The sequence below is a fragment of the Microterricola viridarii genome, assembly GCF_900104895.1.
In the GTDB taxonomy this organism is placed as follows: domain Bacteria; phylum Actinomycetota; class Actinomycetes; order Actinomycetales; family Microbacteriaceae; genus Microterricola; species Microterricola viridarii.
The window spans coordinates 2,779,604-2,803,918 of the sequence record NZ_LT629742.1 but is presented as its reverse complement, the minus strand read 5'-3'; the positions used below and the strand labels follow the sequence as shown (position 1 = coordinate 2,803,918).

Here is a 24,315-nt window from a genome sequence, read left to right as displayed (position 1 = left end):
GCCCCACGCCGCGGGCCTGCCACCGCCCCTTGCACCCCCCGAATGGGGTAGACCGGGCGAGGGGATCGGCGTATGGTGCCGGTGTGGCATCCGGTCGGGGATTCCCATCCGGCAGACCAATCGAGAAAACCGGGGACGACATGAACCTCACTCCACGCGAAATCGACAAGTTGTATGTCTACCAAGTTGCAGACTTGGCTCGAAAGCGGCGTGACCGCGGAACCAAGCTCAATCTCAGTGAGGCCCAAGCCCTGATCACGGAAGCGATTCTGGAGGGGGCCCGCGACGGCAAGTCCGTCGCCGAATGCATGGAGTTGGGCAAGACCATCGTCACCGAGCGGGAGTGCATGGGCGGCGTGCGGGAACGCCTCTCGCTGCTCCAGGTCGAGGCGACCTTCCCCGACGGGAGCAAGCTGGTCTCCTGCCACGACCCGGTCGGCGCTTAAGATGACCCGGCCGACCGACGCAGATCCCTCGGTGGTGCTGGTCGGTGGGCACGAGAGCTCGAATGGCGCGGACCTTCGCCCGCTGCTGGCGCAGCTGCCGGGGGCCCACGTCAGCGCGCCGGGACGGGCGCTCAGCAGCACCGTCAGCCGCGTGCTGTCCGCACCTGGCCAGGCGAGCGTCGTGGTCGTGCCGATCACCTTCGGGCGCAACCCGACGATGGTCGCCGACGCGGCCAAGACCCTGAGCTGGCTGGCTCCCCAGAGCCCCGGCAGGCTCGCGCTCGCCGAGGACTTCGGCACGCTGGACCACCTCACCGCCTGGCTGCGCGCGGCAACCGTCGCCGTGCGGCGGCGCGCGCCGGATGCCGCGGTGGTCATCGCGGCCGAGTCGGCGAACCCCTTCGACGACGCGGAGCTGCACCGCATCGCCCACCTGGTGCGCACGCACGGCGCGGGCAACGAGGTCGAGGCGGCCGCCGGCGCCGAGCCGCACGAGCTGCTCGTGACCCTGCGGCGGCTCCGGCTGCTCGGCTTCCCCCAGGCGGTCGTCGTGCCGGCCGGGTTCCAGCGCTCCAGCGCGGTGCCGTTCGGCGAGGGCGACTTTGCGGGGGCCGAGTTCTACGGCCCGCTGCTCTCGGAGCAGGCGGTGCTGCGCGTCATCCGCGATCGCGTGGCCGACGCCGCGCACCGGCTGAGCCACGGCGACGACGGCATCAACGCCGGGCTCGCCGCGGACCACGGCCACGGCTACGCGCACTCGCACGCCTTCGACGCCACCAGGTTTGACGACGCCGAGGGCGCCGGGCACACGCACCCGCACACGCACAGTCACGGCGACGGCCGCGGCGTCGCGCACACCCACGACCACTCGGGGGCCGGCCACGACCACCCCGAGGCTGCCAGCGGCAGCCACCCGGACATGTCCCTGATCCACACGCAGTGACTGCGGAAGGAAGAACACCATGCTAGGCAGCCCGAAGTACGACCACATGAGCGACCAGATCGAGATCAACGCCGGCCGAGACAGCGTCACACTCACGGTGAGTAACACCGGCGATCGCGCGGTGCAGGTCGGATCCCACTTCCACTTCTTCGAGGTGAACAAGGCGTTGCTGTTCGAGCGCGAGAAGGCGTACGGCACCCACCTGGACATCCCGGCGGGCACCGGCATCCGTTTCGAGCCCGGCGACACCAAGGAGGTGACCCTCACCGCGTATGCGGGCACGCGCCACATCATCGGCTTCAACAACCTCGTCAACGGCGGGCTGGACTCGGAGGACACGAAGATCCAGGCCATCGCGCGAATGAACGAGCTCGGCTACAAGAACGGCAAACCAACTACCCGTCCCAGCGCCGCCAAGAGCGGCGCGGCCAAGGGCGCGGCGAAGCAGGGCACGACGAAAAAGGGGACGAAGTAATGGCGATCATCTCGCGCAAGCAGTACACGGACCTCTTCGGCCCGACCGTCGGAGACCGGGTGCAGCTGGCCGACACGAATCTGGTGATCCAGATCGAGAAGGACTACGCGGAGGGCCACTACGGCGACGAGGTCGTCTACGGCGGCGGCAAGACCGCGCGCGACGGCATGGCCGCCGACCCGCAGGCCACCGACGCCCAGGGCGTGCTCGACCTCGTCATCACGAACGCGATCATCCTCGACCCGATCCTCGGCGTCATCAAGGGCGACATCGGCATCCGCGACGGCAAGATCGCCGGCATCGGCAAGGCGGGCAACCCGCACACGCAGAGCGGCGTCGACCCCCACCTCGTCGTCGGGCCCGGCACCGAGCTGCTGGCCGGAGAGCACCTCATCGCCACCGCCGGCGGCATCGACTCGCACGTGCACTTCATCTCGCCGCAGCAGGCGGAGGCGTCGCTCTCCAACGGCATCACGACGTTGTTCGGCGGCGGCACCGGCCCGACCGACGGCACCAACGGCGTCACCACGACGCCCGGCGTCTGGAACATGCACCGCCTGCTCGAATCGGCGGAGGGGCTCTCCGTGAACACGGGCTTCTGCGGCAAGGGCAACGGCTCGCGGCCGGAGGCGCTGATCGAGCAGATCGAGGCGGGCGCCGCCGGCCTCAAGGTGCACGAGGACTTCGGCGCGACGCCGGCCGCGCTCAGCATGGCGCTCGATGTGGCCGACCGGTACGACGTGCAGATCACGGTGCACACCGACAGCCTCAACGAGGCCGGCTTCGTGGAGAACACCCTCGACGCCATCAACGGGCGCACCATCCACACCTACCACTCGGAGGGAGCCGGCGGCGGGCACGCCCCGGACATCCTGCGCGTGGCCGGTCACCCCAACGTGCTGCCGGCCTCGACGAACCCGACCCTGCCGTACACGGTGAACTCGGTGGACGAGCTGCTCGACATGGTGATGGTCTGCCACCACCTGTCCCACGACATCCCCGAGGACGTCTCCTTCGCCGACTCCCGGGTGCGCGCGGAGACCATCGCGGCCGAGACGGTGCTGCACGACCTCGGCGTGCTCTCGATCGTGTCGTCGGACTCGCAGGCGATGGGGCGCGTGGGGGAGTCGTTCCTGCGCACCTTCCAGGTGGCCCACCACAACAAGGACAAGCGCGGCAAGCTGCCGGAGGACCCGCCGGAGCACGACAACTTCCGGGTGCTGCGCTACCTGGCGAAGATCACGATCAATCCCGCGATCGCCCAGGGCGTCTCGGACTACATCGGGTCGCTGGAGACCGGCAAGGTGGCCGACATCGTGCTCTGGCCGGTGGACTCCTTCGCCGTCAAGCCGAAGCTGATCGTGAAGGGCGGGCTGATCAACTGGTCGGTGATGGGTGACCCCAACGCCTCGCTGCCCACCCCGCAGCCGGTCTACTACCGGCCGATGTTCGGCGCCTTCGGCAAGGCACAGCGCAGCACGCGCATCACCTTCATGTCGAAGGCGGCCATCGACAAGGGGGTGCCGGAGAAGCTGGGCCTGGAGAGCCAGGTGCTGCCGGTGCGGCGCACGAGGGAGCTCGGCAAGGCGAACATGGTGCGCAACTCCGCGATGCCGAAGATCGAGGTCGACCCGGAGACGTACAAGGTCACCTACGACGGCACGCTCGCCACCATCGAACCGGCCGAGTCGCTGCCGCTCACCCAGCTGTTCTTCCTGGCCTGAGGCAGAGATGGCAGTGTCGGATGCGCGCCAGCTGTTGGCGAGTCTGCAATTCTCAGACTCGGCCTTCCCGAGCGGCTTCTACACGATGTCGCACGGCCTGGAGGGATTCAGCCAGGCCCGGCTCGTCGGCCAAGACGGTGTGCACGGGCTGCTGGCCGACCTACTGGTGCACTCGGTGGGGCCCGGCGACGCGACAGCGCTCGCCGGGGCGCACCGAGCCGCCGCGGCATCCGACTGGGACGAGGTCGAGCAGATCGATCACCGCCTGTTCGCCTCCAAGCTGAACGCCGAGATGCGCACCGCCTCGGTGCGCAGCGGCCATCAGCTGGCAGACCTGGCCGCGGAGGTGCTCGGCGCCGGCGGTGATGCGGCCGGAGTCGCCGAGTACGCCCGACGGGTGAAGGCGCGCACGACACCCGGCTGCCAGCCGGTCGCGACGGCCGTGGTCTACGCCGCCTGTGGTGTGGAGACCGAGGCCGCCGTCGCATCGGACCTGTTTGCCTTCTCGGTGAGCTTCGTCGGCGCCGCCCTCCGGCTGCGCTTGACCGACCACCGGCACGCACAGGTGGTGCTGTACGAGATCGGCACGGTGATCGAGCAGGTGGCGGCGGATGCCGCCCGGCGCGACATCGCCGACATCGGCGGGTGCGCACCCGTCGCCGACATCATGTCGGCACAACACGAGCGCGCGGAGGCGCGGCTGTTCGCCAGCTGAGCGGAGCTGTGCACAACGAGGGGAAAGGGACAACCATGAGCGAGAACGTACTGAGGATCGGCATCGGCGGGCCGGTGGGATCCGGCAAGACGGCGCTGACCGAGGCGCTGGTGCCGCTGCTGATCGCGGCCGGGCGCACACCCGGCGTCATCACCAACGACATCTACACGCAGGAGGACGCCCAACACGTGCGGCGCGAGCTCGCCGGGGTGCTCGACCCGGAGCGGGTGGTGGGCGTGGAGACCGGCGCCTGCCCGCACACGGCCGTGCGCGACGACCCCACCATGAACCTCGCAGTCGGGGCGGAGATGCTCGAGCGCTTCCCCGACATCGACACTCTCATCTACGAGTCGGGCGGCGACAACCTGACGCTCACCTTCTCGCCGGCGCTCGCCGACGTGTTCGTGTTCGTGCTGGACACCGCGGAGGGCGAGAAGATGCCGCGCAAGCGCGGGCCCGGCATCACCGAGAGCGACATCCTGGTCATCAACAAGATCGACATCGCCCAGTACGTGCGCACCGACCTCGACGTGATGCACAGCGACGCGAACCGGGTGCGCGACGGCAAGCCGGTCGTGCTGACGAACTCGCTCACCGGCGAGGGCGTGGAGGAGCTGCATCGGGAGATCATGACGCAGTGGAACGGTGCCCGATCCGAACTCGTCGGATGAGCGGCACGAGAGCGGCGCTGGCGAAGCCGCCGGATGCCGGCGACGGCGCTCGCTCGTCTGCGCCCGCCACCCTGGCGCCGGTCAGCCCGCTGCCGCTGAAGCAGCCCGGGCCGGGCGGCTACCGCCTCGAGCCGGACTTCTACGAGCCGGCCCGCGTGCCGGCCGAGGTGCTCCGCTATGCGGGAGCACCGCCCAGCCTGCCCGTCGGCAGTCCGGGCAAGGTCGGGATCCTGCAGCTCGCCTTCGCCCAGAACGGCGGCAGGACCGAGCTGGTGCGGCACTACCAGAAGTCGCCGCTGCAGATCATGCACCCGCTCTACTACAACACGCTGCGCCCCGACATGGCCTACACCTACCTGATGTCCACCGGCGGCGGCATCCTGCAGGGCGACCGGCTGCGCACCGACCTGAGCTTCGGCCCTGGCACCTCCGCCCACGTCACCACCCAGGCGCACACCAAGGTGTACCGGATGGAGCACGACTACGCCTCCGCGGTCATGAACATCGAGGTCGAGGCGGACGCCTACCTGGAGTACCTGCCCGACCCGGTGGTGCCCTTCGTCGACTCGCGCTTCTACCAGCAGACGGCGGTGGTGCTCGACGAGTCGGCGACGCTGCTGCTCGGCGAGACCGTGTACGCCGGGCGCCTGGCCAGGGGGGAGCGGCACGCCTACGCGGTGTACGCCTCCGACCTCGAGGTGCGCCGCCCGGACGGCCGGCTGGTCGCCCTGGACCGGGTGCGGCTCTGCCCCGGCGCGGACGGGGAATCGAGCGGCGTGGCCGGGCTCGGCGTCCTGGCCGACCACGACGTGCTCGCCATGCTCTACGTGTTCACGCCGCGGGTGCCCGTCGCCGTGCTCGCCGACCGGCTGCACGCCGCGCTCGCCGAGGACTTCGGTGACACGCTGCTCTTCGGCGTGAGCGCGCTGCCCGGCGACACGGGGGTGTGGCTGCGCCTGGTGGGCAACGACACGGTTGCGGTAGCCCGGGCGAACACGGCCGCGGCATCCGCCGTTCATGAGCTTCTGACCGGCGTCAGCGCGCCGGTGATTCGCAAGAGTTAGGAGGAGGTGGCCATGCGCGCACAGGCGGCCGTGGAGCAGGGGACGGCAACGAAGAGGCAGCGGTCGTACCGGGCGCAGGTCATCCTCGCGTTCATCCCCGTCGCGCTCATCCACATCCTCGGCTTCGGCCTGTTCTTCATCCTGGTGGAGCCGCTGCACCTGCAGCTGGGTTCCTCGGTCTTCGGGGTGGGCATCGCCGTCGTCGCCTACGTGCTCGGCGTGCGGCACGCCTTCGATGCCGACCACATCGCCGCCATCGACAATACGACGCGCAAGCTTGTCGACCTGAAGAGGCCGGCGGCCGGCGTCGGGCTGTTCTTCTCCCTGGGCCACTCCACCGTCGTGTTCCTGATGGCGGCCCTGCTGGCCATCGGCGTGAGCTGGGCGGTCGGGCTGACGGATGACGGCAACGGGGTGCGCAACGGTCTGGGCGTGTTCGGCACCGCCGTCTCCGGCGTGTTCCTGCTGCTCATCGGGCTCATCAACGCGGTCGCGTTCATGGGCATCCTCAAGGTCTGGCGGGCCTCCCGCGACGGCAAGCTCGACGAGGCCGAACTGGAGAAGCACCTGCAGGGCCGCGGCTTCCTCAGCCGCATCATCGGCCCCATGATGAAGTCGATCGACCGGCCGGGCAAGATGTACCTCGTCGGCTTCCTGTTCGGGCTCGGCTTCGACACCGCCAGCGAGATCGCCCTGCTCGTGCTGGCCGGCACCGGTGCGGCGACCGGCCTGCCCTGGTACGCGATCCTCTGCCTGCCGCTGATCTTCGCCGCCGGGATGAGCCTGTTCGACACCCTCGACTCCGCAGTCATGGTGCGGGCGTACGGCTGGGCGACGATCAACCCGATCCGCAAGGTCTACTACAACCTCACCATCACCGGGCTGTCCGTCATGATCGCCGTCATCATCGGCGGCATCGAGCTGGTGGGCCTGCTCAACGAGCGGCTCGGCCTGCAAGACCCGTTGACCGGCTGGGTGGCGAGCATCGACCTGGAGAACGTCGGGTACATCATCGTCGGCACGCTCGTGCTCGCTTGGCTGATCTCCACCGCCTACTGGAAGCTCGGCAAGGTGGAGGAGCGCTGGGCCATGGCCTCCGGGAGTGCCGGGGGAGCGGGGCCCGCGGGGACTGCCGGGGATGCCGGGGCCTCGCCGCAGGCGAGCGGGCCACCAGAGGGGAAGTCCTGAGATGAGCACAGCGGGCGCCACGGCGCAGAACAAGGTCGGCTCGCCGGGGGCGTGGTTGCTCGGATTCGGGCACGGCCTGTCGCAGATCTTCTTCCAGGCCAACATCTACACGGGCGTGCTGATCCTCGCCGCATTCGCCGTCGCCGACTGGCGGATGGCGGCGCTGGTGGCGATCGGCTGCATCGCGTCCACCCTGGCCGGGCGGCTGCTCGGGGCGAAAGCCCCCGACGTGATCGCCGGGCTGCAGGGCTTCTGCGGGGCGCTCGTCGGCGCCGCCACGTTCGCCGCGCTCGGTGGGCAGGTCGCCGCGTACCCGATCGCGCTCGTCGGCGGTGCGCTCTGCGCTCCCGTCGCCTGGCTCGTGGTCGCCCTGTTCACCCGGACCCCGCTGAAGGTGTTCGCGCTGCCGTCGACGACGGCCCCGTTCTGCATCGTCGCCACCGGGGTGCTGCTCAGCACGCAGGCCCTGCATGTGAGCTCGCCGGCATCCGTCACCATCGACTCGGTTCCACTGGCGTTCGCCCGCTCGCTGCTGACGAACGTGTCGCAGGTCGTGCTGGTGGACAACATCTGGGCGGGCGCGCTGATCCTCGCCGGGCTGTTCATCGCCAGCTGGAAGGTGGGCGTCGCGGCCGTGCTCGGCAGCGCGATCGGCAGCCTGTGCGCCCTGGCCATGGGGGAGACCCTGACCGAGACCGCGAACGGGCTGGCCGGCTACTCCGGCGTGCTCACCGCGATCGCGCTCGCCGTGGTGTTCCTGCAGAGCAGCGGGATCTCCTGGCTGCTGGCCGTAATCGGCACGATCATCACCGCCATGGTGACGCTGCTCATGCACCAGCTGCCCGGGCCGACCTACACCTGGCCGTACATCCTCACCACCTGGGTGTTCCTCGTCATCGCGCACTACATCCCGTCCGCCAAGCGCACCTGACGTGTCGGCAGTCTTCGTTGGTCGAGTAGCGAGGAACGAGCGTATCGAGACCCCGCACCCGGGGGCGCACAATCCCCGTTGGTCGAGTAGCGAGGAACGAGCGTATCGAGACCCCGCACCTGGGGCACGCATTCCCCGCTGGTCGAGTAGCGAGGAACGAGCGTATCGAGACCCCGCACCCGGCACGTGCGTTCCCCGTTGGTCGAGTAGCGAGGAACGAGCGTATCGAGACCCCGCACCCGCGCGCGCATTCCCCGTTGGTCGAGTAGCGAGGAACGAGCGTATCGAGACCCCGCGCCCGGCACGCGCACTCCTAGATCGAGCTGCCCCACCACAGCCCGAGCGCCGCCAGCGCCACGCAGATGACGAGCATGACGACTCCGCTGGTGAACGCCGCCGCGTGCCGGCCCTGCTTGATCAGCTGCACCGTCTCGTAGCTGGCCGTGCTGAACGTCGTGTACCCGCCGAGGAATCCGGTGCCGAGGATGACGCTGAGGTCGCTCGGCAACAGGTGCACCAGGGTGAGCCCGGTGAGGAACCCGAGCACGAGCGAGCCGGACGCGTTGATGATCGTCGTCGCCCATGGGAACGCCGTCTTCAGCCGGGCCCGGATCAAGCCGTCGACGAGGAAGCGCACGGCGGCGCCGACCCCGCCGGCGACGGCCAGCAGCAGGAAGATGAGCGGGGTCACGAGCCGGCCCCCTGCTCCGTGGCGTGCGTGCCGGCGGGCTCGGCCGGCTGCGGGCTGGTGCGGGCCGTCATCCGCGCGTTGATGCTGCTCGCCAGCAGGATGCCGGCCCAGGTGGCGACCGCACCGACGACGACGGTGCCGAGGGCGTAGAGGATCGCCGGCCAGGGGAGGCCGTCCCGGAACAGCACCGCGGTGTCGGTGGCCAGCGAGCTGTAGGTGGTGAAACCGCCGCAGAAGCCCGTGCCGAGCAGCAGCTTGAGGTTCTTGCCGGTGGGCTTCGCCGGGTCGATGCGGGTGACCGCCTCGTAGAGGTAGCCGAGCAGGAACGCGCCGATGATGTTGACGACCGGGATCGCGATCGGCAGCTGGCCGAGGTTCGGGATCACCAGGGAGAACCCCTCCCGGCCCGCCGCGCCGAGCGCGCCGCCGACGGCGACCAGTGCGATGGGCGCCCAGCGCAGGTGTGGTGGGCGGATGCCGGAGCTCATGCGTCTGCCGTGTGCGCCGCCGCGGTGCCTTCCGCCGCCCTGGCCGGGATGACGACGACCGGGCGCAGCTGGTGGCGGGCCAGGTTGATCGCGATCGAGCGGTTGAACAACTCCGTCACGCTGCCGGCGAAGGAGCGCTCGGCCGTGCCGACGACGAGCATGGAGGCGTCGACGGTGTCGGCGAGGTGGCCGAGGGCGGTGGCGACGTCGCCGGCGATGGCCAGCGTGCGCCAGGTCACGTTGCTGTCGGCGAGGGTCTCGGACAGGGCCGTCTCCAGCCGGGCGTCGAAGGCGACCTCGCGTTCATCGGCGAAGTCAGGGTCGAGGGGCGCCGTCAGCATGGAGCCGTCCGGAGACTCCGCGGTTGCGAAGCGCCCGGGGTTGACGTGCGCGCAGATCAGCTCGGTCTCGAACTGGATGGCGAAGCGGGCGGCCTGCAGCACGACGTGGGGCGGCTGGCCAGGGGAGACGCCGACCACGACGGGGTGTTTGCGGGGTTCCCCCGAGTGAATTCCCATGAATCGACCCTACTCGCGCGGAGTTGAGCCCGACAAGGCGGTGTGGCGCCCGGGTGCAGAAACGGCTCTGGCGCCGGACGGCTGGGCCGCCCGGCGCCAGAGCGCGAGAGTGGTGCTGCGCGGGGCAGCGGATGCTACGAGGCGGGCGTGGCCGGCTTCTCGTCGGTGGCCGGGGCCTCGGCGGGCTCGTCGACGGGGGCGGGGGCTTCCGCGGTGACGACCTCGGTCGCCTCGACGACGTGGGCCTCGGCCGGGGCCTCTTCCGGGGTGATCGTGCTGTGCACGAGCTCGTTGTCGTCGGCACCGAAGTCATCGAAGTCATCGAGGGTGAGGGCGGCCTGTGCTTGGGCGAGGGCGAAGTTGTGCGCGTGCACGGCGAGGGCCAGCAGCAGGCCCAGCACGCCGACGCCGATCAGCGTGGTGCCGAGGGTGACGCCGGACTGGCCGGTGAGCATCGCGCCCACATCCTGCGAGCCGGTCGTGTAAAGGTCGGTCTGCGCCGCGATCGAGCTCGTCATGACGAGGTAGCCGACGGCCCCGACGGCGAGCGAGGCGATCCAGAGCAGGATCACGGGGAGGTTGGCGGACTTGGACGCGGGAGTGCGAGACATGAGTTCCTTGATTTCGGGGTAGGTGAAGCGGACGACTGACAGTACCGAGAGAAGCTATGAACGAGCCATGAGCTGCCGGTGTGTCGGCTCAACCGGTGAAACGCAGCTGCATGACCGGTCGGTCGGCGCTCGGCCGGGCCACTTCCTCGAAGCCGGCGGCCTGAAACTGCGTGAGCGTGCCGTGGTAGAGATCGGCCGAGCTGGTCTTGCCGCGCACGGCGACGTCGACGGGGTAGCCCTCCACGACGCGGGCGCCAGCCTCACGCGCCTGCTCAAGTGCGCCGCGCAGCAGCGCGCCGCCGATGCCCAGGCGGCGGTGGCCGACCCGCACGACGAAGCAGGTCACCGCCCACACCCCCTCGTCGTCGGGGGCCTCTGGGCTGCCTGCGGCTGCGCGGGTGCGGGTCAGGCGGCCGTAGTTCACGCGCGGCTCCACGGCGCACCAGCCCACCGGCTCGCCGTCGCGGTAGGCGATGATGCCAGGCGGGGGAGCAGCGTCCCGCACCTGCCGTTCGAGCGCGACCTTGCACTCGGGCCCCTCCGCGTTCTTCCAGTCGGCGTTGGAGAGCTTGAAGAACTGGCACCAGCAGGTGGCCGGGTCGCCGCGCGTCCCGAACACCCGCACGACGTCGTCCCACGGCGCGTCCGAGACGGAGACGATTCTCACCGGGGCGATTTCAGTCATGAGCAAACCTTAGATCGCCGGGTCGCGGCGGCGCCACCGGAGCCCCGATCTCACTGTTGACCCGCCACTTTGCCGGATGCCGCGCGCGAGGCAGGCGCGCGGAATGGGCCGCCCCGGCATCCGGAACCGGCCCTGGACACGCCCGGCGGATTCGAAGTGGCAAGCGGCACCCGAAGTTCGCGCTATTATTGACAAGTTGTCTTCGGGCGGCACGCAGCTGAGGTTCTCAGCCGGCGGCTGCACAGAGACTACGGGCTGTAGCGCAGCTTGGTAGCGCACCTGACTGGGGGTCAGGGGGTCGCAGGTTCAAATCCTGTCAGCCCGACCAAGAAGTCGCGGAAACTCAAGGGTTTCCGCGACTTTTTCGGTTAAGAGACTTGATCAACTCATCAAAAACTCATCACTTTGACTTCTCCGGCCGGCCTTTTTCGGGTCTGTTCTCCGGCACGTCTCCGTCGCTCCTGATCGGTTTTGATCACCTGGGGAGCGGGTGTGCACCTTGCCGGTATGAACGAGAACGAGATCCTCAAGTCCACTGTCTCCGACGGCTCTGCGCTGGTTCCCCGCGATGCGTGGGGGGGTTGGAGCCGCTCTGGGACATCACCGAGCTGGCCGGCTACCTCGGCATTCCGGTGGCGACCATCTACGACTGGCGCACCCACGGCAAGGGCCCGACCGCGTACCGCTTCGGCAAACACCTGAAGTTCGCCCTCTCGGACGTGCGCGACTGGGTCGTCGCCCAGCGCGAACGGGCCTAACGGCCCGCCTGGCCCGAGAGGCGGTGGCCTGATGTCGCGCCCGCGGCTGACGATTGGCACCTTCGGCGAGATCACCACCCGCAAGGCGGCCTCGGGGCGCTTCGAGTCCCGCACCCGGTACCGGGACTGGGACGGCCGCGCCCGCCAGGTCGCCGCCAGCGTCGCCACCGCGAGGGCCGCCGAGCACGCCCTGAAGGCCAAGCTCGCCGAGCGCTCGCTGTTCCAGCCCGGCCCCGGCACCCTGAGTCCGGACAGCCCGTTCCCCGACCTGGTCGCCTACTGGCTGGAGGACATCGACCTGGAGGGCCGCATCTCAATGACCACCCGCAACCTCTACGAGCGCAACATGCGCACCCTCGTGCTGCCCGCGTTCGGCGCCCTGACGCTGCGGGAGATCGGGGTGGCGCGCTGTGACCAGTTCATCATGATGCTCGGCAAGCAGTCCTACAACCGGGCCAAGCAGGCCCGCGTGGTGCTGCGGCTGGCCCTGCAACTGGGCGTGCGGCACGAGGTGCTGGCGCGCAACCCGATGGAGCACATCTCCCGGCTGCACCGCGAGGCGCGCATGCCAGACGCTCTGACCAGTCTGGAGGTGAACGCCATCCCGCCGTCATCGCCCACTGGGAGTCCGGCATCGACCATGTTTCCGGCCCGAGGCCCGACGGCCAGCTTGGCGCCATCGTGGAGGTCATGCTCGGCACCTCCGCCCGCATCGGGGAGGTGCTGGCGATCCGCCGCCGCGACGTGGACGTCACCGGCGGCACGCCGACGATCCGGCTCGCCGGCACCATCATCAGCCGGAACGGCGAGGCCACCTTACGGCAGGACCACCCCAAGACGGCCAAGTCCCGCCGCATCGTCGCCCTGCCGTGGTTCACCGCCGAGGCAGTCCGGCGCAGGCTGGCCGTGACGCGCGATCATGAGTCGAATGCGCTGTTGTTCCAGTCGAGGGATGGGACGCCACTGACGACGACGAATGTGCGGCGTCAGATGCGGCAGGTACTGGAGCGCGGCGGCATCACCGGCATCACGCTGCACATGTTCCGCCGAACCGTGGCTACCGCCAGCAACGACAGCGAGAGTGTCGAGCTCGCCGCCGAGCTTCTCGGGCACACGGACACGAAGATCACCATTCAGCATTACATTCGTCGCCGCGAGCTGGTGAACCCCGCGACGGCAGAACTGCTGGAGCAGGCGTTTGCGAAGGATGAGGGCTGACTGATCTCGGTCTTCTAGTTGAAAGCTGTGGTCCTGCTTGGTCGCACGTCTTGGGCTTTTGTGGGCGATCCACCCAGGGCGCGGCGTGAGACGTCTCACTTCCTTAGGGTTGTGAGACAACAGGATGACGTGCTCGAGCTCGTGCGTGAGACGCCCCGTCATCGGGCTTAGTGTCGGGCGGGGCAAACGCGACAGCGAGGTCCGCTGAAGCGGGCGAGAGCTGAAGTACCGTCGGAGTGCCCGTCGAACGTCCCTCCTGCGGACCGTCGGGGTATCAGTTTGCGGAAGCTCCGGAAACGTGACGATTTGTCTTGGCCAGCCACTGATCGAAGCCCGGCAAGCGCACGCTTGACGCCGACTTTGCAGGAGCGTCGCGCCACTGCCGGACCGAGTCCATCGCCATCTCTACGTACTCGATCGCGTACTCATTCCACCGATGGTTGTAATCAGCGAGCTCATCACGCTCACTGGACGGGCGCAGGTCGGCCAACGACGGTCCCCCGACAGCCTCTCCTAGAGCAAACCTGACACTTTGCTTGAGGTGCCGGAGGCCTTGGGGAAGACGGAAGCGGGCATCGTCGATTGTGTCGTATGCCGTAATCACCGGCACGGTCCACTGCTCAGGACTCCGGTCGTTCTGAACATCGCGAAGAAGGTCCCGAAGCTTCGTCAGGGCGCCGATGATTTCTTCAGCCGTCTCTCGCCGGAGCCGGTTGCTGTCCGCCCGTTCAGCGTGAACCACTCCCAGACGTGCACTGACGTATGCGCCGACGCCGGCCGCGAGCGCCGTTGTCACTATTCCCACGAGCCATGAGAGGTCCATATCCATTTCTCGAGTATCCACTACAGGCCGGACCTGTCACTGCCTTGGTTCGATGGGGCACAGGGAACGACCGATGGCCGGACGAGATTCACAATGGAGATCATGCGCCTGGATGATTAGTTTGGACAGCCGTCATAGACGCCAGCGCTGCTGCTCTGCGTTACTAATCGGCAAATCGGCTCACGTGTTGAAAAACTCCCCTTCTCGTCGACGTGATGCCCGCTGAGGGATGATCGTCGAGACACGCGATGTCCGGAGCTCGTGGCATAGTCACTACCATGGACCCCGCGCCGCGTACCAGGCCACAAAGCCACGAGCACCACACCGTGTCGAAGTTCTGGCTGAAACAGTTTGCAGATTCAAGCGGGTTCCTGAAGAAGTTCGACGTAGGCGCAGGCGAGCTGAACGCCCGTCGGATACCTTCGAAACGCGCCACCGTCGTGACCGACCTCTACATTCTCGATTCGTGGAATGCCACTCATGATGTCGACGAACATGACCTCCTCCGTCCGCTCGAGGACAAAGCCGCCAAAGTGATGGCGAAGCTACGCGCCGCTGAGGACCTGTCGACGGTCTGGCCGCTCGATAGCCCGGCCCGCAACCAGCTTGCTCTCTATCTGGCCGCATCAGTGATTCGAACCCCTCGATATAGGCAGCATGTCCAGGTGTCCGCTGAACGGATGTTAGAAGGGAGCGACAGGCCGCTCATCGGAGTCGATCTTTTTCGAAGCGGTGTGTTGACAGGAAATCCCGAGGACTTGGCGCGACTAGGCCGGCGGTATGGTCTCTGGCACAAAGGCGAACAGGCGCCCGCGAATTTCCAGTCAGAGTACTTACGGGACCAGCTACCGCGTCTTGCACGTCATCTTTTTGAACAGCGGTGGGTCATCATGCGCGCGCCGACCCCTTACTTCACTATCAGCGACAATCCGGTGGCACTCATTGGAGGCACAATAGAAACGGGGCGGGCCACTCACCATTCAGTAGATTTCCGCAATTCTCGCTGGTCGGTCACCGCCTTGTCGCGCGATCTCGTCCTCATGACCGACTGGCACCCGCCCTCGGTCCTGAGCCGCCTGAATCACAACGGCGACATGACAACCGAGTTTGACCAAGGACGCGCCAACATTGCGCGGGCGCTGATGATCGCGAACGCTGACAATGACGTCTTTGAGCACCCTGCGGATCTGATGATCGAGCAGATCTGGGGCGAGTTCGAGCGGAGCTCCGGCTTATAGCGACTTCGCCACTTCGCCACTTCCGGGAGGACCGGTCCGACACGATGCTGCGCACCTGCTGGGAGTGCTGCAGCTTCGGTTGACCCGTTGATCTGCGGCGATCGGTCACCGCTGCCAGTGTTTCCTGCAGTCTGAGCAGATCCTCGACACGTGTGGAGGAAAAAGATACGGGGAGCGGAGGAAAACGTACTTGGCGGCGGCCTGCGATCGGTGCCCTGACTGGTTTCGCGAACAGCCGACAAAAGTCCTGATGAACTACGGTTTATCGGGACTGTTTTCGTTTATCACTCATCATTTTGCGTGTCGAATCGGGCCATTTCGGTCGGGATGACGGGTGAGCGGACGCCGGGCGAGCTCTTGAGTTCAGCCGTCTGATCTGGTCTTTTGCTCGAGTCGCACGATATGGCCCGCCCAGGTCATTCGGTGCCAGGAGAGTCGCGGAGTCGCAAGGTCAAATCGCGGCGTGTCTCCGACAGAAAACGCCCAGATCTTGGGTTTCGTGAGGCGGTGAACTTGACCCGCTTGGGCGTGCTGAAGAGACGCGTGGTAGTAGGTTCAAATGCGGAGTTTCGATTGCGGAAATCCTGTTGGTCTGGGGTTTTCTTCGGCGTCATTTGATCCGATCATCAATAACTCATCGCCTAGGTAGCGAGTCGTGGCTGGTCTGGCCTGGCCTGGCCTGGGCTGAGCGCGGGGGCGTTGGCCGGCCGTAGATCCTACCCGTTGAGAAGCCCGCTGAGCGGGGCCAACGGCAATAGCGATTCGGATGGCGGTGTATTGACGATCGTCAGTCTGCGGCCTAGGAGAACGGTCGTATGAAGCGTCATAAGCCAAGAAGGACTTCTGGTCCCAATCGGTCGTGCAAAGGTGAACGCCGATATGCAGAGCTTCGGCGGTTTCTGCGGCCGTCGCGATGTCGGTGGCGTGTGATTGACTGCGACACGACCATTAGGGAGTTTCATTGATCGACTGGAGCGAGCTACGCGCGATGCGGGTGGAAGCTATTTGGAATGGTCTTCGGGTGCTCGTCGAAGGTTTTCTCGTCGCTGCAATGGCTCATCCTTGGATGTGGCTGGTGCTCGTGGCAATTGTCGTTACCGCAAGTCGACGGGCTTGGCTGAAACTTGGCCGATTCGTTGGAGGGGCGTACCTAAGACATGAAGCCCGCCAGTAGGCGACCAGGGCGTAGACGGTTCGACGGACGGGGCTGGAACGCGTTCCTAACGAGGCAGTCGGCGCCGACATCCCGCTCGATGGTGCGCAACATGAGGTCGCCCTGCATGGTTGTCATGACAGCCATGGTCCTCTGAGAGAATCTTCGTCATGGACGTAGAGACCCTTGCCGTTAACGAGGTCAGCAGCCTGATTGCGATGTGCCCGCGCCTGATCCCGGTCATGTCGACGAACGACAAGACGCCATTCACGGACGGTCACATTGATATCTACAGCGGCCTGCAGCGCAGCAAAGACGAGTGGGCCGGACGCGTCTCGGTTCAGGTAAAGGGTAGAACCACCCCGGCGAATGGGAAGCTTCCGAAGGGCTACCCAATCTCTCGGACTGATCTTCAAGCCTTCCAGTCTGACTCAGGCGTCTTGTATTTTGTTGTCTTCATTGATCGTGACACCGGAAAGCGGTACCCCCACTACGTCCTCCTCTCGCCGTTCTATATCGAGAAGATCCTCCAAGATGCGGCTCCAACCACCCGGCGCATCACGGTGCCACTCAAGGTCCTCCCAACAGGCAGCGACGAAATCGAAAGGCTTGTGCGCGTCGCGCACAAGACCCAGGAACAACAGCCGTCCGCAGGCGACGCTTCCTCGCTCTTCCCCACCATGCAGAGCATCTCGGTCTACTCGGCACAGGACTTGAACTTCGATGCCCCGGTTTTGTTAGCACCCGGCGTGACAGATTACGCATTGGTGCTCACCACAACCGAGGGTTTGTCGCTACCTCTCGGCGGTGAACTTCATATTTTTCCACCGGCTTACACCCCTCATCGCGTCGACGTGGTGATTGAGTGTGGCGGCGTCATCTTTGAACAAGCAACCGTGCAGAAAATCGACGCGGAGACGGCTGAGTTGAAACTATCCGAGGGACTGACGTTACGCTTCCGCATGGCGGGAGGCACCCAATCGATGCAGGCCAAATTTACTTTGGCGGACCTTCTCCCCGAACGGACCCAAGCACTCCGGTTCTACATAGCGTTGCTTGATCGAAACTCGATAAGCATCAACGGGAACTCCTCGCTGGGCAAGGTCGCTGAAGGCGATGAACCGGAGCTGCGTCGCCACCTCGACTACCTCTGCCAGCTGGGCGACCTCTTCGAAGTGCTCGGCGTGGATACTCGGTTGGTCAACCTCGGCGAGATCAACGAACAGCAGCATCGGCAGCTCCAGTTTCTGCACCGTTCTTTGGTGGAGCACGAGGAACTCTTCGATGCGAAGGCTGAAACCGGGGGAGTGCTTCAGGAGGTCGGCCGCTGGCTATTGATGCTTCTAATCGTTCCGGGGACTGCCCCGGGGTCATGGCGATACGTCGACCCCTTCGCGCCTGAATCACGCCACGAGTTCCGCGTTGGCTGGGCGCGCGGGAACGACGAATCGGCAGACGAGATCCCCGCGACTGTGTATGAGCTGATTGAGCAGGAGCACCTATCGTCAACGATAAATCTTCGGCTCGATCGGCTCGTCGATGCGTATGAGGTCATCGCAGACCTGTCAGATACCCCCACCCTGGCAAATCTGAAGGTTCTGGCCCTAATTTCTGCGGCGGACGCCAACGACGAAAGAAGCGAAGCCTTCCTATACGCCGCGAAGGCGCTCAACGAATGGCTCATCGGCCTGGTGGGCGATGAGCCGACCCACCTCGTCAACCGATGGCAAATCTTGTGGCGGCTCGGGCGCCTCACCGCCGTGCATCGGCGCGGGATCCGAAGACTTAAACGGGAGATGACAAAGAGCGACATTGAGCTCGGTGGCCAGATCGAGTTCGCATGCGCACTTCTGCTTGGGGAAAATGAAGAGGCTGACTATTGCCTTGAGCAGCTCGCTCCTGAGAAGTACGAGCAGCTCAGGACATTGCCGATTTGGGCACTCCGAGGGCCGAAAGCGAAAAGCGCGGTCGCTGCCACGGCCGTCTGAAGTGCCGTGCAATATGACTCGCTGCAATGCCACACTCGTCCTTCGGTCGGTATTGGCGAGGTGTAGATGACCACACGGCATAGAGAGACCGGCCATCAAGAGTTGGTCCAATCCGGCCGAATCAAGCGTTGAGGGCTTCAACTCGGCTGACGTACAGTCTGGCCTGGCTCAGTGCATAGGACCTGGCGCAACGGCTCTGGTCAAAGACTAGAGCCGTATTGACATCGCTCCTGATCGCACCCACTTGCCTGTCCAAGGCAGCCGGGGCAGGTCAGTACCATGATGCTCATGGATTCTCGGTGGCAGAAGCCGACAGCGCCGTAGTCATTCTTCTAGGAGCGGGCGGATCTGAGCCGCAACTTCCAGTGTCGAAAGAGCTCACGCGCCTTGTCATGGCGGAGCTGGACCCTTCGTATCCCGTGGACGCCGACTCAAATACGGCTCACGCGTGGCATGTAATCAGAGACTTGCTTGCGAGCTGCGCCAACATCGAGGAGCTCTATGCCGCGTTGGCGGACACCGCCCACCGCGAGGACGACCCAACTCACTCCTGGGCCAAGGAATGGCACGCGCTCCCCAAGTTTTCGGATGGTTGTTGAGCGAGGCCGGGCAAAATGGGCAAACGGCGAGAGCCGACACGTTGCTTGATGATGTGATGCGCCGATTGTGATGTCGTCTCGCCCCCTTGTTCGGTCAAGTCCGTGGTGGTCTGAGGTGGGCTTCCCGTTCTAGAACGCTGGCCCGGCAGGTCATCTACTCCCATTGAGGAGAAGAGAACAGAAGGGGACCAGGACCCTGTGAAGCATGTACCCCAGGACGCGCTCATATGATCTGACCCCGGAGTCATGCGTAAGCCCGCCTGAGTGACGTTTCGGGACGACTGTGGATCAAGGTCCGGGGGTGGGCTTGGCGCCGACGTCAGGGACATGCTCTCTAACAGAGACTTGGAAGGGTTCCACTGCTTCGCGCAGTAACCCTCACTGCTCAGAAACGCCTAGTGCGGGTCGAGACGTGCCCAGACCGACCTCCTGGTTCGGCGCGCAGGACCCGCGCATGGCAAGATGGTTCGGGAACGCTGGCGTACGAACCGTCCGCGGCTTGCGGAGACTGAATGCACTTGGACGGGGTAGGGGATGACGGCTGGGTTTGTGAGGACGGTGCCAGCCGTTCTCGAACGGTTCGGCTCGACCTTTTCCGAGTTCACCGCCGCCTTCCACGAAGGCCAATACGTTCTGTGGCTTGGTTCGGGCATCTCTCGCGACAGGGTGCCGAATGTCTATGTGCTCCTCGAACGTGTTGTGGAGCACCTCCGGTCGAAGATCGTAAATGACGACGCGGATTGTGAGTACCGCGCCGCGCTCAGCGAGGTTTTGCGCCTCGCCGGGCTGGGGCGCGAAGAGCTGGAGAGCGTCGATTTTTCGATGCCGGCCGAGGACTGGCCATTGCGCGATCGCATCCTCTCAACGCTGGTCACGAACTACTCGCGTGTTCTCGATGTGCTCGTGGGCGATGACAAGCCCGAGGACTATTTAGTCTGGACGGGCCTCGACGTCCCGAACACGTATGGGTCACCGGACCTTGAGCCTGATGTGGAGCACTACTGCATCGCGATCCTTATGCTGGAGGGGCTGGTCGCGTCGGCGGTCACCGCGAACTGGGATGGGCTCCTTGAGAAGGCACTGGGCGAACTGACTCCGGCGTTTGGCTCGCTTGTCCGGGTTGCTGTGAAGCCGGACGATTTCCGCATGACCGGGCCGCGTATCGAAGTCATCAAGTTCCATGGCTGTGCGGTTCGTGCCCGAGATGAAGAGCCCGAGTATCGGGATTTGCTCATCGCACGTGAATCACAGATTTCGAGGTGGACTGAGCAGCCGGAGAATCGGTCGATGCGTAAGCACCTCGAGGTGTTGTACACGGACCGGTTGACGTTGATGCTTGGTCTATCGGCGCAGGATGCCAACCTCCATACGGTGTTCGCAGGAGCCATCCAGGATTTGGCTCGGCCGTGGCCAGCGTCACCGCCTGCGGTTGTGCTCAGCGAGGAGCACCTGGAGTCTTATCACCGGAATCTTCTCAAGATTACGTATGGCTCGAATCACCAGGGGAACGCCGGCGTCATTGCAGAGTCCGCCCTTCTGGGCGCGTACGGTAAATCAACATTGTTGGCCTTGGTCTTGTCGTCGCTCACCGAGAAGCTAAGCATGTTGGTTGAGCATGAAATCGAGCGGGTCTGGGGTTCGGCAGCCGTGCGGCAGTTGCAGACGGATCTACTTGGCCTCCGCGATTTGGCAGCCAGCCATGCTGACCCCGACGACCCAGAATCGCTCGAACACTCGGCGATTGTGGAGTTTCAGCGAGAGTTCGCTGCCCGCCTTATCGACTTAACCAACTTGGGACTGACTGTCTTTCGTGCGGGCAGGATGCCGACTGCCGGTGGCGGGCGATATGTACCGCTGTCCGATCGCCCCATCGCACAGGCGGTTCTGAACGCAGATTACCCTTCGAAACAGTTCGGGCGGCTCGGCGTCGCGCTGGCGTTAATTGGTCGCGGACTTGCATCGGGGCACTGGTCAGCTGTGCAGGGCGATAGTAGGGCAGCCGGCGATGGTGTCGTTCGTCTGGTTACTGGTCAACGAAACGCCCGTGTGTTCTTTGTGAAGGACTCCACGACGTTGACGGAGCTTGAGCTGGAGGGTTCGTTCGACGACAGCGATGAGGATGTGCTGATCGTCATCGCAGATACAGAGCCCCCGGCGCAGACCCGGTCACCGAAATCTCGCTTCGGTCGTGATGGCAAGGCTAGCGCCGGACGGTTCAGCGTCGCATCTAGCATCGCTGACACGGCATCACCTGATGACTTGTATGAGGCGTTCAAACTTGCCGGAGGGTTCTGATGACGAGCGTTCAAGATGTCCTCGCTGTGCTAGAGAGCGCTGGATTCGAGCGACTTCCGAAGCCTCTGACTGTGGTCGGCACGGAGTTCGACTTCGAGGCTGCGGCCCGCGGAATGAATACTTCGCATGACTTAGTTCTGATTGCGACCGACCAAGTTCCTCGCCGGCGTTTGCAGCGTCTCGTTGCAGGATTAGCCCGCTCCCTCGATCTGGCCGCGTCGCGCCGACCTGTGAGTCTCGTACTTCTCGGCGGAATCGCCGCCTCAGATCGGATCGAGTTGGAGCGCTACGCTCGAATCCTCCCTATCGCGTCCTCCACCCCCGATATCGCGGAGATTGAAGAAGCTGTTGCTGTCCTCGTACCGTTGAAACTGCCGAACGCAGACCTGATTCACGGAAGAGATCCAATCAACGAAGTGATGGCGGTGCTTGGTCCCTTGAAAGCGACATCGGACCACATCGCGCTCATCAATGCTGCTGCCGATGGGCCCCACGCGGTACGGGAAACTTTGCGCCGTTACGCGAATACAGGAGCAGGCTGGACCGACGAAGTAGAGGACAACGATGAGTAACGTCCCCATCCGACGCTTGATGGTCTCCGACTTTCGGCGCTTAGAAGGCACCCGGGAGCTGCCTCTCGATGCACCCATAGTTCTCATCCACGGCCCAAACGGCACAGGAAAGACTAGCGTTCTGTCTGCGCTCGAACTCGCCTTGACCGGTGGTATTCGTAGCATGGAACGTCAATCCGATCGCTACCGAGCGCACCTACCGTTCCTCGGACAGTCCTACGCGACCGTTCGAGCCGACGTCGCCGACTATCTGCAAGGCGGAACGCCCGCTACCCCGCTGACCGTGAACGGCGCGCGCTTGGAAGGTACCCCGGCCTTCAACGCCGCCGCCGCGACGTTCTACGCTGAACGGTGCTACCTAGACCAGGCATCGCTGGGTCGCCTCCTGGACCTTTACCAAGCCCGCGAAGGTAACGAACAGACCGCGCTCGAGAAGTTCGTGAACGAGCTCCTTGGTCTTGAGAAGCTGGACGCACTTCGAGGCGGGCTTAGCGATTCAAATGACTTCAGGCTCTTCAAGAAACTTGCGGTCGGCGTCGACGAGGCCGACCGCGAAGCGAAGGCCGCAGCGACACAACTCAAGGAACAGACCTCTCTGCGAACTGAGCTCCGGACGGAGGTCGCCGATGCGCGGGCCGCGACCCGCGAGACCGTCGCTGGACTCGATCGTGGAACGACTGACGAAGGCTCTGATCTGGACCTTCTTGAGTTCGTCCGGTCGGCGCTCAACGACGATGCCATCCGTGCCGAGTTTGCCGCCGCTGCAGCGCTCCATCAGGAACTTGTGGCCTTTGGCGGTCGCATCTCGGCGCTGGTCGAACGCCCGACCCGGCAACGAATCGAGGAGACCCACAATGCGTTGGCGGGCGCAACCGCCGACAAGAAGGCGTGGGAGGCCACGAGCGGGGGGAAGGTCCTGGCTTGGGAAACGGCAGCCCAGGCTTCTGGTGTAAACCTGCGCAGTGAACCGCGTATCGCCGTCGAGCAGGCCACGAGACTGGCCTTCCAGGATCTGAAAGATGCCTCCAATATGCGGGCGCAGGCGGAATCGGTCGGCATGCAACTGGAGGCCGACCGAGCTGGGTTGGACGCGCTTCAGATGCGACTCGCCGATGCTCATGAGCTTTCAAGTGCCCTCGTCGAAGGCTTAGCTGCAGTCCGAAGCGTCATCGACGATAGCAACACGTGCCCGGTCTGCGACCGGGACTTCGCCGAAATCGGTCACCACAGCCTTCTTACGCACATCGACACGAAGCTGGCTGAGCTCACAAGTCACGGACAGCAACTTGTCGACCTGCGGAGTGAGCGCGATCAACTTGCGGCACGGATTTCTCGGCTGGAAATCGAACACACCCAACTCATGGCCCGGCTCCTAACTACCGACCAGCAGCAGGCCGCCGAGCAGCGTCACGCAACCCTTGTTGAGCTCACCGCCCAAGTCGGAGAAATCGAAGCCGCCAAGTCCATTGGGACGAACCTCACTCGACGCGTGGGTGACCTTCAACTATCACTCGATGACCTTGAAGCCGCAACTTCAGAAGAGAACCACATCAGCAGTGAGCTCGCCAGGTACGCGGCCATTCTGGGAATCTCCGCGGTTCCGAAATTTGATTCGTTCCAGACGGCTTCGGAGGAACTGCTCGAAACCGCCAAAGCTGAAGTCGCCCGCATCACCGACAAGGCAGACCGATACCGGAAAGCAAACGTCGACGCGGCTCGCCTCGTCGCCGCGCTCGAACATGAATCCGCCGCTGGTCAACGCCTCGCCGAAATCGCTGAACACAAGAAGCTATGGGACGACCGTCTCGCTGAAGCGAAGCGCCGCCAAGTTGTAGCGAAGCAGGTCCACGAAGCCGCAACACAGGCACGCACCAACGTCGTCCACCGCGTCTTCACCGATTCCCTCAACGAAGTCTGGAAGACCGTTTTCACCAGGCTCGCCCCGAACGAAGGGTTTATCCCAAGCTTCGGTATCCCCAGTGCAACAAAGAAGACGTTCGACATCAAGCTGGAGACCACCCACCGCAATGGCGAAGCCAGCGGCCCGCCTCAAATGATGCTGTCTGCGGGCAACCTGAATACTGCAGCACTGTCCCTGTTCCTCGCACTCCATCTCGCCGTTGACCCTCTCGTCCCGTGCCTCGTCTTCGATGACCCCGTGCAAGCTATGGACGAAGTGCATGTGGCACAGTTCGCTGCCCTCATCCGCCTCCTTTCGAAGCAGAACGACCGGCAAGTCATCATCGCCGTCCACGAACGCGAGCTGTTTGACTACCTAACTCTCGAGCTCAGCCCTGCCTACGAAGGCGATGAGCTCATCACCATTGAACTCGGTGAACGCGCGACCGAGGGAGACCAAGGCATCACTCGGCACCTTTGGGCGCCAGACATCGCAATAGCCAACTAACCTCGATCTTCTCGACCGAAGATGTGTGGGGGAACCTCGTCGGATTTCCGGACGATCTGTTTCGGGGCTCGTGGCCACCATCTACCCATCGCAATCAACCGTGATCGACCGGAA

At 65.0% G+C, this 24,315-nt stretch carries 22 protein-coding genes, 1 tRNA gene and 1 pseudogene; 18 read left to right on the top strand and 6 right to left on the bottom strand.

The window, feature by feature from the left end:
• Positions 1 to 140 precede the first annotated feature (140 nt).
• Genes BLT62_RS12870 through BLT62_RS12830 form a run of 9 tightly spaced genes read left to right on the top strand, consistent with a single transcriptional unit; the run spans position 141 to position 8,157 of the window.
• A complete protein-coding gene (locus tag BLT62_RS12870) occupies positions 141 to 446 on the top strand; it encodes an urease subunit gamma (RefSeq protein WP_083364424.1) in 306 nt (101 codons plus the stop codon).
• A gap of 1 nt (position 447) precedes the next feature.
• Positions 448 to 1,389, top strand: a complete 942-nt coding sequence (locus tag BLT62_RS12865; RefSeq protein ID WP_083364423.1) for a hypothetical protein — start codon at positions 448 to 450, stop codon at positions 1,387 to 1,389.
• Between the two features lie 19 nt (positions 1,390 to 1,408).
• The gene (locus BLT62_RS12860) at positions 1,409 to 1,864 is read left to right on the top strand and encodes an urease subunit beta (protein ID WP_083364422.1); all 456 of its coding nucleotides are present in this window, start codon (positions 1,409 to 1,411) and stop codon (positions 1,862 to 1,864) included.
• Positions 1,864 to 3,588, top strand: coding sequence for an urease subunit alpha (gene ureC, locus BLT62_RS12855; RefSeq protein WP_083364421.1), 1,725 nt, complete (start codon positions 1,864 to 1,866; stop codon positions 3,586 to 3,588). The genes BLT62_RS12860 and ureC overlap by 1 nt, the downstream gene beginning before the upstream one ends.
• 34 nt (positions 3,589 to 3,622) lie before the next feature.
• Positions 3,623 to 4,303: an urease accessory protein UreF gene (locus BLT62_RS12850; RefSeq protein WP_231919165.1), complete on the top strand. Its 681-nt coding sequence runs from the start codon at positions 3,623 to 3,625 to the stop codon at positions 4,301 to 4,303.
• Positions 4,304 to 4,338: 35 nt separating this feature from the next.
• A complete protein-coding gene (gene ureG, locus BLT62_RS12845; protein ID WP_083364420.1) occupies positions 4,339 to 4,974 on the top strand; it encodes an urease accessory protein UreG in 636 nt (211 codons plus the stop codon).
• A complete protein-coding gene (locus BLT62_RS12840; protein ID WP_083364419.1) occupies positions 4,971 to 6,038 on the top strand; it encodes an urease accessory protein UreD in 1,068 nt (355 codons plus the stop codon). The genes ureG and BLT62_RS12840 overlap by 4 nt, the downstream gene beginning before the upstream one ends.
• Positions 6,039 to 6,050: 12 nt before the next feature.
• Positions 6,051 to 7,226, top strand: a complete 1,176-nt coding sequence (gene nicT, locus BLT62_RS12835) for a Nickel transporter NicT (protein WP_083364418.1) — start codon at positions 6,051 to 6,053, stop codon at positions 7,224 to 7,226.
• Between the two features lies 1 nt (position 7,227).
• Positions 7,228 to 8,157, top strand: a complete 930-nt coding sequence (locus BLT62_RS12830; protein ID WP_172829708.1) for an urea transporter — start codon at positions 7,228 to 7,230, stop codon at positions 8,155 to 8,157.
• Between the two features lie 313 nt (positions 8,158 to 8,470).
• On the opposite strand, the gene crcB is transcribed toward BLT62_RS12830, so the two are convergent.
• From crcB to BLT62_RS12805, 5 genes are all read right to left on the bottom strand, one after another.
• On the bottom strand, positions 8,471 to 8,848 hold the full coding sequence (gene crcB / locus BLT62_RS12825) for a fluoride efflux transporter CrcB (protein ID WP_083364416.1): 378 nt from the start codon (positions 8,846 to 8,848) through the stop codon (positions 8,471 to 8,473).
• Positions 8,845 to 9,336 carry a fluoride efflux transporter FluC gene (locus tag BLT62_RS12820; protein WP_083364415.1) on the bottom strand — a complete coding sequence of 164 codons (492 nt, stop codon included), beginning with the start codon at positions 9,334 to 9,336 and terminating at the stop codon, positions 8,845 to 8,847. The genes crcB and BLT62_RS12820 overlap by 4 nt, the downstream gene beginning before the upstream one ends.
• Positions 9,333 to 9,854, bottom strand: a complete 522-nt coding sequence (locus BLT62_RS12815; RefSeq protein WP_083364414.1) for a universal stress protein — start codon at positions 9,852 to 9,854, stop codon at positions 9,333 to 9,335. The genes BLT62_RS12820 and BLT62_RS12815 overlap by 4 nt, the downstream gene beginning before the upstream one ends.
• A 134-nt stretch (positions 9,855 to 9,988) precedes the next feature.
• The gene (locus BLT62_RS12810; protein ID WP_083364413.1) at positions 9,989 to 10,465 is read right to left on the bottom strand and encodes a hypothetical protein; all 477 of its coding nucleotides are present in this window, start codon (positions 10,463 to 10,465) and stop codon (positions 9,989 to 9,991) included.
• A gap of 88 nt (positions 10,466 to 10,553) precedes the next feature.
• Positions 10,554 to 11,150, bottom strand: a complete 597-nt coding sequence (locus BLT62_RS12805) for a GNAT family N-acetyltransferase (RefSeq protein ID WP_083364412.1) — start codon at positions 11,148 to 11,150, stop codon at positions 10,554 to 10,556.
• 251 nt (positions 11,151 to 11,401) lie between these two features.
• Here BLT62_RS12805 and BLT62_RS12800 point away from each other — a divergent pair.
• From BLT62_RS12800 to BLT62_RS18160, 4 genes and pseudogenes are all read left to right on the top strand, one after another.
• Positions 11,402 to 11,478 (top strand) — tRNA-Pro (locus tag BLT62_RS12800).
• A 244-nt stretch (positions 11,479 to 11,722) separates the two neighbouring features.
• Positions 11,723 to 11,908 carry a helix-turn-helix transcriptional regulator gene (locus tag BLT62_RS17880; RefSeq protein WP_172829707.1) on the top strand — a complete coding sequence of 62 codons (186 nt, stop codon included), beginning with the start codon at positions 11,723 to 11,725 and terminating at the stop codon, positions 11,906 to 11,908.
• Positions 11,909 to 11,939: 31 nt separating this feature from the next.
• Positions 11,940 to 12,275: pseudogene (locus BLT62_RS18395) on the top strand (tyrosine-type recombinase/integrase); the annotation flags it as partial.
• Positions 12,276 to 12,598: 323 nt separating this feature from the next.
• Positions 12,599 to 13,126, top strand: coding sequence for a tyrosine-type recombinase/integrase (locus BLT62_RS18160; protein ID WP_231919164.1), 528 nt, complete (start codon positions 12,599 to 12,601; stop codon positions 13,124 to 13,126).
• A 274-nt stretch (positions 13,127 to 13,400) separates the two neighbouring features.
• On the opposite strand, the gene BLT62_RS17730 is transcribed toward BLT62_RS18160, so the two are convergent.
• On the bottom strand, positions 13,401 to 13,955 hold the full coding sequence (locus BLT62_RS17730) for a hypothetical protein (protein ID WP_156786346.1): 555 nt from the start codon (positions 13,953 to 13,955) through the stop codon (positions 13,401 to 13,403).
• Positions 13,956 to 14,227: 272 nt separating this feature from the next.
• Between BLT62_RS17730 and BLT62_RS12785 the strand changes: the two genes are divergently transcribed.
• The 5 genes from BLT62_RS12785 (at position 14,228) to BLT62_RS12765 (ending at position 24,201) form a co-directional block, all read left to right on the top strand.
• Entirely contained in the window at positions 14,228 to 15,187 is a 960-nt protein-coding gene (locus BLT62_RS12785; protein WP_172829706.1) for a DUF4238 domain-containing protein, read from the top strand.
• A 1,323-nt stretch (positions 15,188 to 16,510) separates the two neighbouring features.
• Entirely contained in the window at positions 16,511 to 18,328 is a 1,818-nt protein-coding gene (locus BLT62_RS12780) for a hypothetical protein (protein WP_083364409.1), read from the top strand.
• Positions 18,329 to 19,485: 1,157 nt separating this feature from the next.
• Entirely contained in the window at positions 19,486 to 21,222 is a 1,737-nt protein-coding gene (locus tag BLT62_RS12770; RefSeq protein ID WP_172829705.1) for an SIR2 family protein, read from the top strand.
• A gap of 71 nt (positions 21,223 to 21,293) precedes the next feature.
• Entirely contained in the window at positions 21,294 to 21,794 is a 501-nt protein-coding gene (locus BLT62_RS17725) for a hypothetical protein (protein ID WP_156786345.1), read from the top strand.
• Positions 21,787 to 24,201 (top strand): AAA family ATPase, encoded by a 2,415-nt coding sequence (locus BLT62_RS12765; protein ID WP_083364406.1) that lies wholly within the window; start codon positions 21,787 to 21,789, stop codon positions 24,199 to 24,201. Before BLT62_RS17725 ends, BLT62_RS12765 begins: the two co-directional genes overlap by 8 nt.
• The last annotated feature ends 114 nt before the right edge of the window (positions 24,202 to 24,315 follow it).

What these genes read in the sequence shown, in the direction of transcription:
- BLT62_RS12870 (WP_083364424.1), top strand. Translation starts at nt 141, where the DNA reads ATGAACCTCACTCCACGCGAAATCGACAAGTTGTATGTCTACCAAGTT.
- BLT62_RS12865 (WP_083364423.1), top strand. Translation starts at nt 448, where the DNA reads ATGACCCGGCCGACCGACGCAGATCCCTCGGTGGTGCTGGTCGGTGGG.
- BLT62_RS12860 (WP_083364422.1), top strand. Translation starts at nt 1,409, where the DNA reads ATGCTAGGCAGCCCGAAGTACGACCACATGAGCGACCAGATCGAGATC.
- ureC (WP_083364421.1), top strand. Translation starts at nt 1,864, where the DNA reads ATGGCGATCATCTCGCGCAAGCAGTACACGGACCTCTTCGGCCCGACC.
- ureG (WP_083364420.1), top strand. Translation starts at nt 4,339, where the DNA reads ATGAGCGAGAACGTACTGAGGATCGGCATCGGCGGGCCGGTGGGATCC.
- BLT62_RS12840 (WP_083364419.1), top strand. Translation starts at nt 4,971, where the DNA reads ATGAGCGGCACGAGAGCGGCGCTGGCGAAGCCGCCGGATGCCGGCGAC.
- nicT (WP_083364418.1), top strand. Translation starts at nt 6,051, where the DNA reads ATGCGCGCACAGGCGGCCGTGGAGCAGGGGACGGCAACGAAGAGGCAG.
- BLT62_RS12830 (WP_172829708.1), top strand. Translation starts at nt 7,228, where the DNA reads ATGAGCACAGCGGGCGCCACGGCGCAGAACAAGGTCGGCTCGCCGGGG.
- BLT62_RS12820 (WP_083364415.1), bottom strand. Translation starts at nt 9,336, where the DNA reads ATGAGCTCCGGCATCCGCCCACCACACCTGCGCTGGGCGCCCATCGCA.
- BLT62_RS12815 (WP_083364414.1), bottom strand. Translation starts at nt 9,854, where the DNA reads ATGGGAATTCACTCGGGGGAACCCCGCAAACACCCCGTCGTGGTCGGC.
- BLT62_RS12810 (WP_083364413.1), bottom strand. Translation starts at nt 10,465, where the DNA reads ATGTCTCGCACTCCCGCGTCCAAGTCCGCCAACCTCCCCGTGATCCTG.
- BLT62_RS12805 (WP_083364412.1), bottom strand. Translation starts at nt 11,150, where the DNA reads ATGACTGAAATCGCCCCGGTGAGAATCGTCTCCGTCTCGGACGCGCCG.
- BLT62_RS18160 (WP_231919164.1), top strand. Translation starts at nt 12,599, where the DNA reads ATGCTCGGCACCTCCGCCCGCATCGGGGAGGTGCTGGCGATCCGCCGC.
- BLT62_RS17730 (WP_156786346.1), bottom strand. Translation starts at nt 13,955, where the DNA reads ATGGATATGGACCTCTCATGGCTCGTGGGAATAGTGACAACGGCGCTC.
- BLT62_RS12785 (WP_172829706.1), top strand. Translation starts at nt 14,228, where the DNA reads ATGGACCCCGCGCCGCGTACCAGGCCACAAAGCCACGAGCACCACACC.
- BLT62_RS12780 (WP_083364409.1), top strand. Translation starts at nt 16,511, where the DNA reads ATGGACGTAGAGACCCTTGCCGTTAACGAGGTCAGCAGCCTGATTGCG.
- BLT62_RS12765 (WP_083364406.1), top strand. Translation starts at nt 21,787, where the DNA reads ATGAGTAACGTCCCCATCCGACGCTTGATGGTCTCCGACTTTCGGCGC.